The sequence below is a fragment of the Ruegeria sp. AL3 genome, assembly GCF_056536065.1.
This window is the reverse complement of the sequence record NZ_JBQFJG010000002.1, coordinates 60284-75255: the sequence shown is the minus strand read 5'-3', so window position 1 is coordinate 75255 and position 14972 is coordinate 60284. Positions and strand designations below refer to the sequence as shown.

The window sequence follows — 14972 nt, the reverse complement described above, 5'->3', positions numbered from 1 at the left end:
GGGTGCGTTCTAATGAGGTACTTGTAAACGGGCGTTTCGGAATTCGGGTCAGTATTTGATCTAGCAAAAGGAATGATCATCCCTTTCTGGCGGCACGTATTTCCCGTTCCAAGGCGTCCAGAAACCGCGAGCGGTCGGCTTTACCGAAGGGTCGCCCACCGCCGCCGGTTCCCAACGGATTGGCCGCGCGCAGATCGGCCATCAAGTCACGCATTGCCAGTTGTTGGCCAATATTTGCCGCGGTGAAGGTTTCACCATTGGGGCGCAGCACGCGTGCGCCTGCTTCGACGCATTTTGCGGCCAAAGGGATGTCGGACGTTATGACGACATCCCCTTCTCCACAGCGTTCGGCAATCCATTTGTCGGCCTCATCCGCGCCTTCGGAAACGACAATGACCTGCACCAGCGGGTTGGCCGATGGACGAAGCCCGCCATTGGACACCAGCGCCATCGGCACCTTGTGCCGCGTCGCGACCCGTTCGGCCTCGGCTTTTACAGGACAGGCATCGCCATCGACATACAGCGTCGTCACGCCTTCTTTGCCTCTTTCTTTGCCGGCTCCACCGGTTTCTTTTTGACCTTGAATTCCTCGGGTATGGGCATGCGGTTGAACGCATCCAGGCCCGCGATTTTATACGCTTCGGCAAGAGTCGGGTAGTTGAACGTGTTCTGAACGAAGTAGTCCACCGTACCTTTCAGGTTCAGCACGGCCTGCGCAATATGGATCAACTCCGTCGCGCCTTCACCAACGATCTGGACACCCAGCACCCTGCGGGTCTTGAGCGAGAACAGCATTTTCAACATGCCGTGTTCCAGCCCCATGATATGCCCGCGTGACGTCTCGCGGAATCGCGCGACACCGACCTCGTAGGGGATGTTGCGCTCCTGCAATTCTTCTTCCGACATTCCGCAGGTTGATATTTCGGGCACTGAATAGATGCCATAGGGGTACCACGGGCTTTCCGGCAGCGTGGGCGTTTCAAGGGCGTGACAGGCAGCCACGCGCCCCTGCTGCAAAGAGGTTGATGCCAGCGACGGATGTCCGATCACATCGCCCGTGGCATAGATATGCGGAACCGCCGTTTGATATGTCTTGCGGTCTACCTTGATCCGGTTGCGGTGGTCCGTCTCCAGCCCGACGGCATCCAGATTGAGTTTGGACGTCGCCCCCATGCGTCCGGCCGCAAACAGAAGCATTTCAGCGCGAACGTGGCGACCGTTTTCAAGGGTCACTTCCACATGTTCACCGGCGTCTTCAATCTTCTCGACAGCCGAGCCCAAACGCAGGTCGACACCGTTTTCCCGGATCTGATGGGTAAAGTCGTGGATCAACCGGCTGTCGATGAAATCCAGAAACGTGTCGCGGGGTTCAATCAGCGTCACACGCACGTCCAGGGCTGAAAACATCGTGGCATATTCCACGCCAATGACCCCGGCACCGATAACGACCAGCGAGCGCGGAATCTCTGCCATTTCCAGAAATTCGTCACCATCCACCACCGTCTTGCCGTTGAACGGGACATAATCCGGGCGATAGGTTTTCGTGCCTGTCGCAATCAGGAACTTCGCGGCCGTCACACGCGTTGTTTCCCCGGCATCGGTTGCGACCTCTACTTCGTGCGGCCCGGCAAATCTGGCCAGACCGTCCAGGGTTTCGACATGGTTCCTGTTGAACTGATGTTCCAACACGTCGACTTCATGGTCGAGGGTCATATGCAGGCGGGCTTTCAAGTCTTCTGCCCGGATCTGATCCTTTACCCGGTATGAACGCCCGTAAAAGCTGCGCTCGCGCCAGCCCGACAGGTTCAGAACCGTTTCGCGCAGGGTCTTGGACGGAATCGTGCCGGTGTGGACAGAGACGCCACCAAAACGGTCTTTGCGGTCGATGACCAGCACACGCCGTTTCAGTTTGCCTGCCTGAATCGCCGCAGAACGCCCAGAAGGCCCCGACCCTATGATGATCAGGTCATAATCGTAATTGCTCATCCCTCAGTCTCCGTACAGTGCCTCGGCATGGAAGATGACGTGATCTTCCATAAACGTGGACACAAAGAAGTACGAATGATCGTAACCCGGCTGGAAGCGATACGTCGCTTGCTGGCGGCGTTCGGCGATGGCTTGCGCCAACGCTTCGGGGCGCAAAAGGTCCATGAATTGATCGTTTGCACCTGTGTCGATCAGGATCGGACCGTCAAAACCGGTTTTCTTCATCAACAAGGACGCATCGTGTTTTGCCCAAAGCGTTTCGTCGTCACCAAGGTAGGCGCTCAGCTGTTTGCGTCCCCAATCCGCTCCGGTCGGGTTCGAGATCGGCGCAAAGGCTGACACCGAACGGAAGCGTCCGGGCAGGTTCATGGCAAGCGTCAGGGCGCCGTGCCCCCCCATGGAATGGCCCGTTATGGCCTGGCGTTCGCTGTCGATGGCGAAGTTTTCGAACAGCAGGGCGGGTAGCTCTTCGGCGACATAGTCCCACATCCGGAAATGCGGCGCCCAGGGTTCCTGTGTCGCGTTCACATAGAACCCTGCGCCCTGACCCAGATCATAATCTTCATGATCTGCGACGCCGTCACCACGCGGCGAGGTATCCGGAAACACCACGGCGATCCCTTGTTCCGCGGCCCACGCCTGAGCCCCGGCCTTGGTCATCGCGTTTTCATGGGTGCAGGTCAATCCCGACAAATACCAAAGAACCGGGACTGGGCCGTCCTTGGCCTCGGCTGGAAGAAACAGGCCAAAAGTCATGTCACACTTGCACGACGAAGAGGCGTGGCGGTACACGCCCTGCACACCGCCAAAACAGGCATTTTCCGAAAGGGTTTCCATCAGGCACCGTCCTTGTTTTCGAGTCGCAACATGGCTAACGATCCGCGGACCCGGCGTAAAGTCTGTGCGCCTTCGTTGAGAGTATTTTTCGAAAAGGTGAAGGTCAGAATGTGCCCGCCCAGGCGATCACCATCGGCACGGTGAGAATACTGACGATTGTGGATAGAAGGATTGCCGCCGACGCGCGATGCGGGGCAATGCCGTAATGCGCGGCCAGCATGTAAACATTGCCCGCAACGGGCAAAGCAGCGGCAGAGATGGCAACAGTTGCGGGAAAAGTATCAATCGGTATCAGCCATAACAGAGCGACCGCAACGCAGGCCGGATGGATCGCCAGTTTGCAGAAGCTCAACCATGCCGCGATCTGGACACGTTCAGCCGACTTGTCTGCCAATGATGCGCCAATGGCGAACAATGCACCCGGAGTCGCTGCACCACCGAGAATGATCAGAAAATCGCCAAGAGGTTCAGGAACAGGCAATTGCAGCGAGGACCAGATGAGACCGGCCGAGATGGATACGATCATGGGATTGCGGACCAAACCCATTCCGATCAACTTGAAGGTGGTCGGGGTCAGTTTGCCGTCACGGCCGCCATTGATCAGGATCACGATAAGGGAAGAGAACACGACCAGATCGACGGTCAGAACCAGCATCACGGGCCCGATCGCAGCCTCGGAGAACAAAAGGGAAAGCATGGGCAGCCCGAGGAACCCGACATTGCCGATGGCCGCGCACTGAGCCTCGACCGCAGCGGTCGGAATGTCGAGCTTGCGCAGCCAGGCGATGGTCGACGCCAGAACGTAAACGGTCATGGTTCCCAGCAGATATCCAAGGATGAGCCGGGCATTGAAAATCTCGGCAAAGGGAAGGGTGGCGGCAAAGCGAAACAGCATCGCCGACAGCGCAAAGAAAAAGACGAACTTGGTCAGATATGCCGTTGCTTCAGCCGTGAAAAAACGCGTGCGCCCCGCCCAAAAGCCCAGGCCGATAATCGCGAAAAACGGAAGGGTGCGCAGAAAGATTTCGACCATGGGCCCAGTCCTAGCACGGTTTGAACGCGCTGCAAGTACCCGACATCAAAGCAAATGCAACCTCCGCTTCGCTGGAATATTTGAGAATCGTTGTATCTAAACCGAGCGGTTTATAAACTGGCGCAGCTATCGATCGAGGAGAAGACATGACCCAGACCGCCACCATCCTGCGCACCGGCCGTAAATTCGACCAGGTTCTGCGCGGGGCTAGAGAGGTTTTCATGGCGGATGGGTTTGAAGGGGCAAGTGTGGATGACATTGCCCGCGCGGCGGGCGTGTCAAAAGCAACGCTGTACAGCTATTTCCCAGACAAGCGCCTTTTGTTCATGGAAGTGGCCCAGACAGAATGCTGCCTGATGGCCGAGCGGGTCATCTCGATGATCGACGAAACCAAACCCGCCCGCGAAGTGCTTCAGATCACGGCGACGCAATTGACGGCCTTCCTTGTGTCGGATTTCGCGCAGCAGGTTTTCAGGATCTGCGTTGCCGAGCGCGACCGGTTTCCCGAGCTTGGCCGTGCGTTTTACGAGGCAGGGCCGCAAAACGGCCAGCGACAGATGGCCGAGTATCTGGAAAAAGCCGTGGCCAAGGGTGAATTGGCCATTGATGATGTACATATCGCTGCCGAGCAGTTTTCCGAACTGTGCAAAGTGCGGATCTGGACCCGGGCGGCTTTTGGCATTCAGAACACGTTCACCCAGGAAGAAATAGATCAGGTCGCTGCTCAGGCCGTTGACATGTTTCTTGCCCGTTACGGGGTCTGATCCACAAAAGTGATGGCCCGCGCCCGGAACAGGGGCGCAGACCATCGCTCACTCACCAAAACACTCGATACACAACAGTTTAAAGCTGCAAGTCTTTTAAAACCCTTTACTCGAAGAAAGTTCTGGCCAGACGCTCGCTGACAGGGAGTGCCAGATATGCAATCACTGCGCGTTCACTTGTGTTGACGAACAGGTCTGCGGGCATGCCGGGGACCAAGTCCAAAGCCGCCACTTCGTCGGATTGCCGATCGTTCAGTTTGACCCGGGTCTTGAAATTGCACTCGCCAGTGCGTTCGTCCTCCAATGCGTCGGCTGAGATATTAAAGATTGAACCTCGGGCCTCGGACACATCGGCCTGCGCAAAAGCCGACAAACGAATCCGTGTGGCCTGACCGATTTTCAGCTTGTTGACGTCACCAAGTCTAATCCGGCCCGAAATCGCCGAATTGCAACCGGTAAGGATGTCGTCGCCGCCTTAACCGTTCTGCGGATCAACGCCGACCGCGCCGTTCAGCGCATTGGTCAGATCGCTGCCGACAATCACGTCGCCATCAGCCGAGTCAATGACGTACTTAGTTGAAAACAGTCCATCGGTTTCGACCTGGTTCGAGATCACGTCCTGACCGATGACACCGAGCCCCCTGATGCGTTCACGTTCAGCGTGGCGCCTGCCTCCGCCAGCGATTCCTGTACAACCGGGCCGTTTCGGCCGACCGGCACATTGTGCAGATGGATGGCCGAAACCGCGCCGGGGATGGGTGTGTTCAGGTCAGCTTCGTTCCGACCGACAACGCTCAGTTCGCTGGAATACGAGATTTCTCCGGTCGCCGAATTCCGGGTGATGACTACGGTCGCGTGGCCGGTGACCTTGCTGTCCAAGGCCGGCCCGGGCTCTTGCTCTGCGTTCAGGCTGCCGCTCAGGGTGACGGTGCGAATGTCACCCTTGGCCAACCAGATCAAAAAACTTAAACAGGAATTGGGAACCGATCTGTTCCTGCGCCTCAACAACGATGTGCCCCGACACTGTACGGTGCCCGTGTCGTTGAACAGGCTGGGCGCCTTCTGAACGATGCGCGGAAAATCCGTGACACCGCGACCGAGTTCCGCGACCCCGAAGTAGTTCCTTTGACTGTCGGAATGACTCCGACTTAGGCCCCTTATCTGACCGGGTATCTCTGAACCCTTCAGCCCGCTGTTTCCGTGGATGCGGGTCACGCTGGTCGAGGATCTGCCTGAAAACATGTTGCGTATGGTCGATGATCACTTGCTGGACAAGGCGCTTGCGGCGAAGATCAACAACAGCGCCGGTTTGGATTTCACTTCAATCTGGTCTGAACCATTGTTTCTGGCCCTTCGAAAAGGGCACGCGCTTTGCTCCTTGTCATCCATCACCCCAGAGGATGCTCCGCCGTTTGATTTTATCCGGCTTACACACTGTTTCGGATACGAACTTGAGGGGAGGCTTCCCAAACAAGATGGATCAAGCCGTATCAGCAAACGTTTCGACCTGACCACGCTGAGGTTCGAGACGACCTGCCGCCATATTTGCCATTCCGACGATTGCACCATTGTCTCTGCCTTGGCCGCTGAACAACGAGAGCCAAAACTGGGCCGCCTCGGAACCTGCGCGGGCAAAGGTGACTGCCACTACAGTCAGGAAGGTGGGATCGAAGTGATAAGGTTTTTGCTCCTATGTCAAAACCTGTTCGGTGCTCTGGCCTCAATACGTGGTGCGCATCTGGTATCCCTGATGGAAGGTCATGCGCACGAAAGTAACAGGATCGCTGCGAAACCATGTCGTGCGTTCTAGCTGAAACAACGGTGTGCCGGGCGGTACCGCCAGAAACTCCTGCAAATGCCCTGTTGCGGGGACGGCCGAGAAGGCAATTTCAGCGTTTGAAAATGGCACCTCAGACAGCAGCCATTCATTCGGCCCGGTGGTCAGGAAATCTTCGTCGAGAACCTGAGGCACGGTGCTGACGTTGATCCAGCGTTCCTCGAACTGAAACGGACGGTTGTCGGCGTGGTGCATGCATTGCAGATGGACGATCTGCGCACCTTCCGGGATGCTCAGCTTTGCCTGCAACCACGCGGGGCAATCGATTAGTGTTCGGCTTACCAGAGCATAGCGGTATTCGGCGTTCATTTCTTCGATGGCCTGTCGAACGACAGTGATCGGCAATTTCGCCTGCTTTACCGGTGTGGTCACAACACGCGTGCCACCCTTGCGTTTGCGGGTGACAATTCCCTGTTCGGCAAGTTCCCGCAGCGCCCGATTGACCGTCGCCCGTGCAACACCGAATTCGGCTGCCAGTTCCATCTCGGTGGGCAACAGGCTGCCCTGTGGCCAGACACGGGTTTGAATGCGGTTCACGACTTCGTCCCGAATGTCCTGAAAGCCGAGAGGTTTTTGATCGGTCACGTGGTGTTCATCCAATTACGTACAAACATATTGTTATTATGAGGCCATTTTTGTCGGCCCGTAAAGGCGCAGCAAGCTCAAAGTCTCGGCATGAGATCAGCCATGGCCTGTCGATAGTCAGATACAATCCGATCCCGAGCAATATGGCGGCCCCGGCGTACCTGATGGCGGCCAGCCGACCACAAATCGGTCACTACGTGGTCCTTCGCGGCAAAGACCAACCCATCGAGCAACTGTTCAGGACGCAGGGCACAAAGCGCGGGATCCTGACTGTCAATAGCAACAAGATCCGCCAGCATCCCTTCTGCGATCTGCCCCGCCGTGCGCCGCAGGGCCTGCGCACCGCCCAAAGCCGCATTGCAATACAGTGTCTGTCCAACCGAACCCTCCCCTTCGACCAGGACATTGCGCGACAGATCTCGCAGGCGTTGGGAATATTCCAGCGTACGTAGTTCCTCTGTCATCGAAACCAACACGTTTGAATCCGACCCGACCCCAAAACGACCACCGGCTTCAAGAAAGACGGCTCCATTGAAGGGGCCATCCCCCAAATTGGCCTCGGTGATCGGGCAAAGCCCCGCGACCGCGCCCGTTGCGGCCATATCGCGGGTTTCCTTTTCCGTCATGTGAGTGGCGTGGATGAGGCACCAGCGATGGTTTACCGTTGCATTGTTCAGCAGCCATTCCACCGGGCGGGCGCCCAGACCCTCGTGAACCTGTTCAACTTCCATGGGTTGTTCCGCGATGTGAATATGGACAGGTCCCGTCTTTTTTGCGTCCAGAACCCGGGCAAGATCTTGCGGTGATGTCGCGCGCAAGGAATGTGGGGCAATGCCTATCTGACAGTCATCCGGCAGATCGCCCAGTGCCGCCTGCGCCTGTTCGACCAACGCCAGATAGCGGTCCACATCATTGCCAAATCGTTGCTGTCCCGCTTCCAACGGTTGCTCGCCGACCCCTGCGTAAGAATAAAGTACGGGCAGATGCGTCAGTCCGATTCCCGTCTCGGCCGACGCAGCCATGATTCGCTGGGACAGCTCTGCGAGATTGTCATAAGGTGTGCCGTCTGGCTGGTGATGCAGATAATGGAATTCACCAACCGAGGCATAGCCGGCTTCCTGCATCTCCATATAGACCAGAGCGGCAATCGCCTGCACCTGTTCAGGCGTAAGGTGCGCAGTGAAACGATACATCAGTTCCCGCCACGTCCAGAAACTGTCGCGACCGGCCTTTCGATATTCGGTCATACCCGCCATCGCGCGCTGAAATGCGTGGCTATGCAGATTGGCCAATGCGGGCAGCAAAGTGTCGACGCAAGTATCGCCTTCTTGCGCCGTCGCGCCCTGTTGCAGCGACACCATCAGCCCTTGCCTGATTTCTACGCGCAGGCTCATAGCCCAACCGGTGCTCAGTAATGCGCGATTAGCGAAGATAGCCATTTTTCACCTCATTTTATGCATAGACATATAAATGATAGAAATGTACTAGAAAAGTAGGAAATGCACGGAGGGTGCGAGTCACATGCAGACGCAAACGCAGGTTTTGACGGATCTTGATGCCGCAACTATGACCGAAGGCGGCGCGCCATACGGTTTGGTCCCGGATGCCGCGATCGTGTTGCAGGACGGGCGCATCGCATGGGTCGGCCCTGTTGTGGATCTTCCGCCACGTTTCGCCGACCAGCCAAGGGCTCGAATGGGTGGGCGCCTGGTTACGCCCGCCTTTATCGATTGCCACACCCATGTGGTTCACGGTGGCCATCGCGCCGCAGAGTTCGAAATGCGCCTGAACGGCGCGAGCTATGAAGAGGTCGCGCGCGCTGGGGGCGGGATCATCTCGACGGTCAAAGCCACGCGCGCAGCCGGAGTGGAGGAGTTGGTCGCACAAGCATTGCCGCGTGTGGATGCGATGCTGGCCGAAGGGGCATCGGTCATCGAAGTAAAGTCCGGCTACGGGTTGGATGACAAGACTGAATTGAACATGTTGCGCGCGGCTCGGGCGTTGCCCGATCATCGCCCCGTCCGTGTTCTGACCAGCTTTTTGGGTGCTCATGCGGTGCCTCAGAACTATGAGGGCAGGGCGTCGGACTACATTCATCAGGTCTGCATTCCCACGCTTCGCGCCGCTCATGCCGAGGGATTGGTCGATGCGGTCGATGCCTTCTGCGAAGGCATCGCCTTTCAACCCGAAGAGTTGATCCCGCTTTTTGATGCCGCGACAGCGCTTGGCCTGCCGATCAAGATCCACGCCGAACAATTGTCGAATTTGGGCGGCGCAAAACTGGCTGCCGGATACGGCGCGCTTTCGGCAGATCATATAGAATATCTTGACGAAGCAGGTGTTCTGGACATGGCGCAGGCCGGTACCGTCGGTGTTATTCTGCCGGGGGCCTTCTACACCTTGCGCGAAACACAGGCGCCACCGATTGACCTGTTGCGCCGGCATGCTGTGCCCATGGCGCTTGCCACGGATTGCAATCCCGGTTCGGCGCCGATGACCTCGCTGTTGCTGGCGATGAACATGGGATGCACCCTGTTTCGCATGACGCCAGAAGAGGCCCTGCAAGGCGTGACGGTTCACGCGGCCCGTGCTCTCGGGTTGGCTGATTGCGGTCAGATCTCAGTCGGGCGGCGCGCTGATCTGGCGGTTTGGAATGTCGAACACCCCGCGGAATTGGCCTATCGCATCGGCTTCAACCCTCTTCATACCCGCATATTCGGAGGTATATTTTGACGACCCTCACCCTTACCCCGGGCGCCGTTACCCTGTCGCAACTGGAACTGGTCCTTCGCGAAGAGTGCGCTGTTCGGTTGGACCCAGCCTGCCGCCCGGCCGTCGAAGAAGCGCACAAGCGCATCGCCGATGCGGCGACGGGAGAGGCCGCCGTATATGGCGTGAACACAGGGTTCGGGAAACTGGCCAGCGTCAAAATCGCGGCCGAGGACACGGCAACCTTGCAGCGCAACCTGATCCTCAGCCATTGCTGCGGTGTTGGCCCTGCGATCCCGCGCGCCCTTGCCAGATTGATGATGGTTCTGAAATTGCTGAGCCTGGGGCGCGGAGCGTCGGGGGTTCGGCCAGAAGTGATCACCCTGCTGGAAGGGATGTTGTCACAAGGTGTGACCCCGGTGATCCCGGCGCAGGGTTCAGTTGGAGCTTCGGGTGATCTTGCGCCCTTGTCCCACATGGCTGCCGTCATGATGGGCGCTGGTGAGGCCGAATTCAGTGGCGATGTGATGCCCGGTGACGCTGCGCTGTCCAAAGCGGGTCTGCACCCGATCGAACTGGGCCCTAAAGAAGGGCTGGCGCTGATCAATGGCACCCAGTTTTCGACGGCCTTTGCGCTGTCCGGGCTGTTTGGCGCGTGGCAGGCGGCGCAAAGCGCGTTGGTTACCTCGGCGCTGACGACGGATGCGATCATGGGTTCGACCGCCCCGTTGCAACCGGAAATTCACACGTTGCGCGGGCATCGCGGGCAGATCGAGGCCGGCGTGACCATGCGGGCGCTGCTGGCCGGGTCGGTCATTCGTGAAAGCCATCGGGTTGGCGATACCCGGGTTCAGGACCCGTATTGTATCCGCTGCCAGCCTCAGGTGGTGGGGGCCGCGATGGATGTGCTGAGGCAGGCTGCAACAACGCTGGAAATCGAGGCCAACGCGGCGACGGACAATCCTCTGGTTCTTTCGGAAACCGGCCTGATCGTTTCGGGCGGGAATTTTCACGCCGAACCCGTTGGGTTTGCCGCAGACATGATTGCGCTCGCCGTGGCCGAGATCGGGGCAATTGCGCAACGCCGCATTGCGTTGATCGTCGATCCGGCACTCAGCTTTGATCTGCCGCCTTTTCTGACGCCCAATCCGGGCCTGAATTCGGGCTATATGATCGCTGAGGTGACGACCGCCGCACTGATGAGCGAAAACAAGCATCTGGCCAATCCATGCGTGACGGACTCGACGCCCACATCGGCCAATCAGGAAGATCACGTTTCGATGGCGGCCCATGGCGCGCGGCGATTGGGGCAGATGGTTGCCAATCTGGAACGCATTCTGGGGGTCGAACTGCTGTGTGCCACACAAGGGGTCGAGTTCCGCGCGCCGCTGCCTACGAGCGAAACGTTGCAGGCCGTGATGGCACGGCTTCGTGCCGTGGTGCCGGCCTTGGGTGACGATCGCTATATGGCACCCGAGATCGAAGCAGCCTCGGCCCTGATTGCCAGTGGCGAGATTGCCCGTGGCACGGGCATCGCCATGCCGGAACTTGGCGCATGAGCGGCCCGGTCGAGATTTCGCGCGGTGACAGTCCGATCGTGCTGGGTCTGCCGCATACCGGCACCCATGTGCCGGCCACGATCGAGGCCAAGCTGAATGCGCGGGGCAAGGCTCTGGCGGATACGGATTGGCATGTTCATACCTTGTATGAAGGACTTCTGCCCGGTGCGACCACGGTTCGGGCGACCTTCCACCGATATGTGATCGACGCCAACCGGGATCCGTCGGGCGTGTCGCTTTATCCCGGCCAGAACACGACCTCTCTTGTGCCGCTGACGGATTTTGACGGCCAAGGCATCTGGGACATCCCGCCTTCCGAAAAGGATATCCTCGAACGACGGGAAGCTTTTCATGCACCGTATCATGCCGCCCTGAAGGCCGAGCTGGAACGCGTGAAGGCGGCCCATGGGGTTGCGGTGCTGTATGATTGCCACTCGATCCGCAGCCATATTCCTTTTCTGTTCGAAGGTACTCTGCCCGATATGAGCATCGGCACGAACAATGGGGCGACCTGCGCGCCGGAAATCGAAGCCATAGCGCATGAACTCGCGACGTCCTCGCCCTATACGGCTGTTCTGAATGGGCGGTTCAAGGGCGGATGGACAACGCGCTATTATGGCCGCCCCTCCGAAGGGGTTCACGCGATCCAGATGGAGCTGGCTCAGTCGACCTACCTGAAAACTGAAGCGCCGCCCTGGGCTTTTGACACCGACAAAGCCGACCGCCTGCGCCGGTGGCTCAAAGACATTCTTGACGCTATCCATGACACTGCATTGGAGCTTGCCCGATGACCGATCCTCGTAAAAATACCCGTGACATCTTTCCCCCGACAGGGCCCGAACTGAACGCCAAAAGCTGGATGACCGAAGCCCCGATGCGGATGCTGATGAACAATCTGCACCCGGATGTGGCCGAGAACCCGCATGAGCTGGTTGTCTATGGCGGGATCGGCCGTGCCGCGCGGACGTGGAAAGATTTTGATACCATCGTTGCCAGCCTCAAGGATCTGGAGGAAGATGAAACGCTGGTGGTGCAATCCGGCAAACCGGTCGCCATCGTTCGGACGCATGCCGATGCACCTCGGGTGCTGATCGCGAACTCAAACCTCGTGCCGCATTGGGCCAACTGGGACCACTTCAACGAGCTCGATAAGAAGGGCCTGATGATGTACGGCCAGATGACGGCCGGTTCGTGGATCTATATCGGGACGCAAGGCATCGTTCAGGGCACCTACGAAACCTTCGCCGAGGCGGGACGCCAACACTATGACGGGGACCTGACCGGCAAGTGGATTCTGACTGGCGGTCTGGGCGGCATGGGTGGCGCGCAACCCCTGGCGGCGGTCTTTGCGGGGGCGTGTTGCCTAGCCGTCGAGTGCAATCCAGACAGCATCGATTTCCGCCTGCGCACCAAGTATCTCGACGAAAAGGCCGAGACGCTGGACGAAGCGCTGGAAATGATCGACCGCTGGACCAGGGCGGGCGAGGCGAAATCGGTCGGATTGCTGGGCAATGCGGCCGAGATTTTCCCCGAGATCTACCGGCGGATGCAGGCGGGTGGGATGCGCCCCGATATCGTGACCGACCAGACCAGCGCCCATGATCCGGTCAACGGTTATCTGCCATTGGGCTGGAGCATGGCGCAGTGGAAAGACAAGAGGGAAAGCGACCCCAAGGCCGTGGAAAAGGCAGCGCGCGCGTCGATGAAGCAACACGTGGCCGCCATGGTCGATTTCTGGAACGCGGGTGTGCCAACCCTGGATTATGGTAACAACATCCGGCAGGTGGCGCAGGACGAAGGCTTGGAAAACGCCTTTGCCTTTCCCGGTTTCGTGCCCGCCTATATCCGCCCGTTGTTTTGCCGCGGCATTGGCCCGTTCCGCTGGTGCGCGCTGTCGGGTGATCCCGAGGATATCTACAAAACTGATGCAAAGATGAAGGAACTGTTCCCCGAAAACACCCATCTGCACAACTGGCTCGACATGGCGCAGGAGCGCATCGCCTTTCAGGGCCTTCCCGCGCGCATCTGCTGGATCGGACTGGGTGACCGCCACAAGGCTGGGCTGGCATTTAACGAGATGGTCAAAACCGGAGAGTTGAAGGCGCCGGTCGTCATCGGTCGTGACCACCTCGACAGCGGCTCGGTCGCGTCGCCGAACCGCGAAACCGAGGCGATGAAGGACGGCTCGGACGCGGTGTCGGATTGGCCGCTGCTGAACGCGCTGGTCAATACCGCATCGGGCGCGACATGGGTCTCGCTGCACCACGGAGGCGGCGTTGGCATGGGTTTCAGCCAACATGCGGGCGTCGTGATTTGTGCCGACGGCACCGATGCAGCGGCTAAACGCCTTGAACGGGTTCTGTGGAACGATCCGGCTTCTGGCGTCTGGCGACACGCAGATGCGGGTTATGAGGATGCCAAGGCATGCGCACGTGAGCACGGGCTGCGACTGCCGGGGATTCTGGGCTGATTTGCCATTCATCTTTGAATTTGTCTGCATGGCTTAGCGCTAACGTCTCATTTTCCGGTTTCGAACCGGGGATGTTTCCGCTAGGGCTAAGCCGTTAAGCAGCCCGCCAGGCTAACGACAACTGACAAAGGTGGCTCGCCCGTTGCTCGATATTGCACAAGTCCGCACTGTTCTTTCGGACGTCTATGACCTCGCCCCATCGGCCACGTTGGCCAATGAGATGAAAGACACGTTTGCCCGTATGGATCGTGTGATCAGCCCGCCGGATTGGGCGATCTATGCGCCCTATGTGCGGGCGATCAACGCGCTCAAGAAAGAGCGTAACGCCGTGATCCTTGGGCACAATTACATGACACCGGAAATCTATCATGGTGTGTCCGATTTCGTGGGTGACAGCCTGCAACTGGCGATCAAGGCCAGCGAGGTGGAAGAGGATGTGATCGTTCAGGCCGGGGTTCATTTCATGGCCGAGACATCGAAAATTCTGAGCCCCGGGAAAACTGTTCTGATGCCCGACATGGATGCCGGCTGTTCTTTGGCAGAATCGATTACTGCCGAAGGAATCGACGAAATGCGGGCCAAATACCCCGGTGCGCCGGTTGTGTCTTACGTGAACACCACTGCCGAGGTCAAAGCGGCCTCGGATATCTGCTGCACCTCGTCGAACGCCTTGCAGATCGTGAATGCCATGGAGAGCGACACGGTCATCATGACGCCGGATCAATATCTGGCTCAAAACGTGGCCAATGAAAGCCACAAGAACGTGGTGTATTGGCCCGGTTCCTGCATCGTGCATGAACAATACACCGCACAGGACCTGCGCGACTTCCGGGAATGGAACCCCGGAACGCGCCTGATTGCGCACCCGGAATGCCCGCCGGATGTGGTGGCCGAGGCGGATTATTCCGGTTCAACCAGCGGGATCATCAAATATGTGCATGATGAGAAACCCGAAAAGGCGATGCTGATCACCGAATGTTCGATGGCGTCGAACATCGCGGATGAACTGCCCGAGGTCGATTTCGTAGGGCCGTGCAATATGTGCCCGTACATGAAAAAGATCACGCTGGAAAAGATCCTCTATGCTCTGCACACGATGGAAGGCCAGGTCGAGGTCGCCGAAGACGTGGCAGAGAAGGCGCGCAAATCTGTACAGGCGATGATTGATCTGTCCCGCAAGCTCGGCATCTGA

At 58.4% G+C, this 14972-nt stretch carries 16 protein-coding genes; 7 read left to right on the top strand and 9 right to left on the bottom strand.

Translation table 11 applies throughout. The features are described 5' to 3' along the window. Positions 1-76 precede the first annotated feature (76 nt). From ACR3E6_RS16725 to ACR3E6_RS16710, 4 genes are all read right to left on the bottom strand, one after another. Positions 77-532, bottom strand: coding sequence for a YaiI/YqxD family protein (locus ACR3E6_RS16725; protein ID WP_171119171.1), 456 nt, complete (start codon positions 530-532; stop codon positions 77-79). Continuing rightward, the gene (gene sthA / locus ACR3E6_RS16720) at positions 529-1986 is read right to left on the bottom strand and encodes a Si-specific NAD(P)(+) transhydrogenase (RefSeq protein WP_480488249.1); all 1458 of its coding nucleotides are present in this window, start codon (positions 1984-1986) and stop codon (positions 529-531) included. The genes ACR3E6_RS16725 and sthA overlap by 4 nt, the downstream gene beginning before the upstream one ends. Positions 1987-1989: 3 nt before the next feature. Further along, the gene (gene fghA / locus ACR3E6_RS16715) at positions 1990-2823 is read right to left on the bottom strand and encodes an S-formylglutathione hydrolase (protein ID WP_171723817.1); all 834 of its coding nucleotides are present in this window, start codon (positions 2821-2823) and stop codon (positions 1990-1992) included. Positions 2824-2926: 103 nt separating this feature from the next. Continuing rightward, entirely contained in the window at positions 2927-3856 is a 930-nt protein-coding gene (locus tag ACR3E6_RS16710) for an AEC family transporter (RefSeq protein ID WP_480488246.1), read from the bottom strand. 146 nt (positions 3857-4002) lie between these two features. Between ACR3E6_RS16710 and ACR3E6_RS16705 the strand changes: the two genes are divergently transcribed. Beyond that, positions 4003-4620, top strand: coding sequence for a TetR/AcrR family transcriptional regulator (locus ACR3E6_RS16705; RefSeq protein WP_171169500.1), 618 nt, complete (start codon positions 4003-4005; stop codon positions 4618-4620). 106 nt (positions 4621-4726) lie between these two features. Here ACR3E6_RS16705 and ACR3E6_RS16700 read toward each other — a convergent pair whose 3' ends face one another. From ACR3E6_RS16700 to ACR3E6_RS16690, 3 genes are read right to left on the bottom strand one after another with little or no spacing between them, the layout of a single operon-like run. Beyond that, entirely contained in the window at positions 4727-5047 is a 321-nt protein-coding gene (locus tag ACR3E6_RS16700; RefSeq protein ID WP_480489141.1) for a beta-barrel domain-containing protein, read from the bottom strand. 48 nt (positions 5048-5095) lie between these two features. Next, positions 5096-5236 (bottom strand): hypothetical protein, encoded by a 141-nt coding sequence (locus ACR3E6_RS16695; RefSeq protein ID WP_480488244.1) that lies wholly within the window; start codon positions 5234-5236, stop codon positions 5096-5098. Continuing rightward, positions 5233-5580, bottom strand: a complete 348-nt coding sequence (locus ACR3E6_RS16690) for a CHRD domain-containing protein (RefSeq protein ID WP_210092946.1) — start codon at positions 5578-5580, stop codon at positions 5233-5235. Before ACR3E6_RS16690 ends, ACR3E6_RS16695 begins: the two co-directional genes overlap by 4 nt. A gap of 211 nt (positions 5581-5791) precedes the next feature. Between ACR3E6_RS16690 and ACR3E6_RS16685 the strand changes: the two genes are divergently transcribed. Continuing rightward, a complete protein-coding gene (locus ACR3E6_RS16685; RefSeq protein ID WP_480489139.1) occupies positions 5792-6430 on the top strand; it encodes a LysR substrate-binding domain-containing protein in 639 nt (212 codons plus the stop codon). Here ACR3E6_RS16685 and ACR3E6_RS16680 read toward each other — a convergent pair. Both ACR3E6_RS16680 and ACR3E6_RS16675 read right to left on the bottom strand, forming a co-directional pair. Further along, the gene (locus tag ACR3E6_RS16680; protein ID WP_480488242.1) at positions 6341-7042 is read right to left on the bottom strand and encodes a GntR family transcriptional regulator; all 702 of its coding nucleotides are present in this window, start codon (positions 7040-7042) and stop codon (positions 6341-6343) included. The genes ACR3E6_RS16685 and ACR3E6_RS16680 overlap by 90 nt on opposite strands. 77 nt (positions 7043-7119) lie before the next feature. Next, on the bottom strand, positions 7120-8481 hold the full coding sequence (locus ACR3E6_RS16675; RefSeq protein WP_480488240.1) for a formimidoylglutamate deiminase: 1362 nt from the start codon (positions 8479-8481) through the stop codon (positions 7120-7122). A gap of 82 nt (positions 8482-8563) precedes the next feature. Between ACR3E6_RS16675 and hutI the strand changes: the two genes are divergently transcribed. The 5 genes from hutI to nadA all read left to right on the top strand — a co-directional run bounded on the left by hutI (position 8564) and on the right by nadA (position 14972). After that, positions 8564-9775 carry an imidazolonepropionase gene (gene hutI, locus ACR3E6_RS16670; protein WP_480488238.1) on the top strand — a complete coding sequence of 404 codons (1212 nt, stop codon included), beginning with the start codon at positions 8564-8566 and terminating at the stop codon, positions 9773-9775. Beyond that, positions 9772-11310, top strand: a complete 1539-nt coding sequence (hutH, locus tag ACR3E6_RS16665; RefSeq protein WP_480488236.1) for a histidine ammonia-lyase — start codon at positions 9772-9774, stop codon at positions 11308-11310. Before hutI ends, hutH begins: the two co-directional genes overlap by 4 nt. Beyond that, a complete protein-coding gene (hutG, locus tag ACR3E6_RS16660) occupies positions 11307-12101 on the top strand; it encodes an N-formylglutamate deformylase (protein ID WP_480488234.1) in 795 nt (264 codons plus the stop codon). The genes hutH and hutG overlap by 4 nt, the downstream gene beginning before the upstream one ends. Continuing rightward, a complete protein-coding gene (hutU, locus tag ACR3E6_RS16655) occupies positions 12098-13780 on the top strand; it encodes a urocanate hydratase (protein ID WP_171723807.1) in 1683 nt (560 codons plus the stop codon). The genes hutG and hutU overlap by 4 nt, the downstream gene beginning before the upstream one ends. Before the next feature lie 130 nt (positions 13781-13910). After that, positions 13911-14972, top strand: a complete 1062-nt coding sequence (nadA, locus tag ACR3E6_RS16650) for a quinolinate synthase NadA (protein WP_480488232.1) — start codon at positions 13911-13913, stop codon at positions 14970-14972.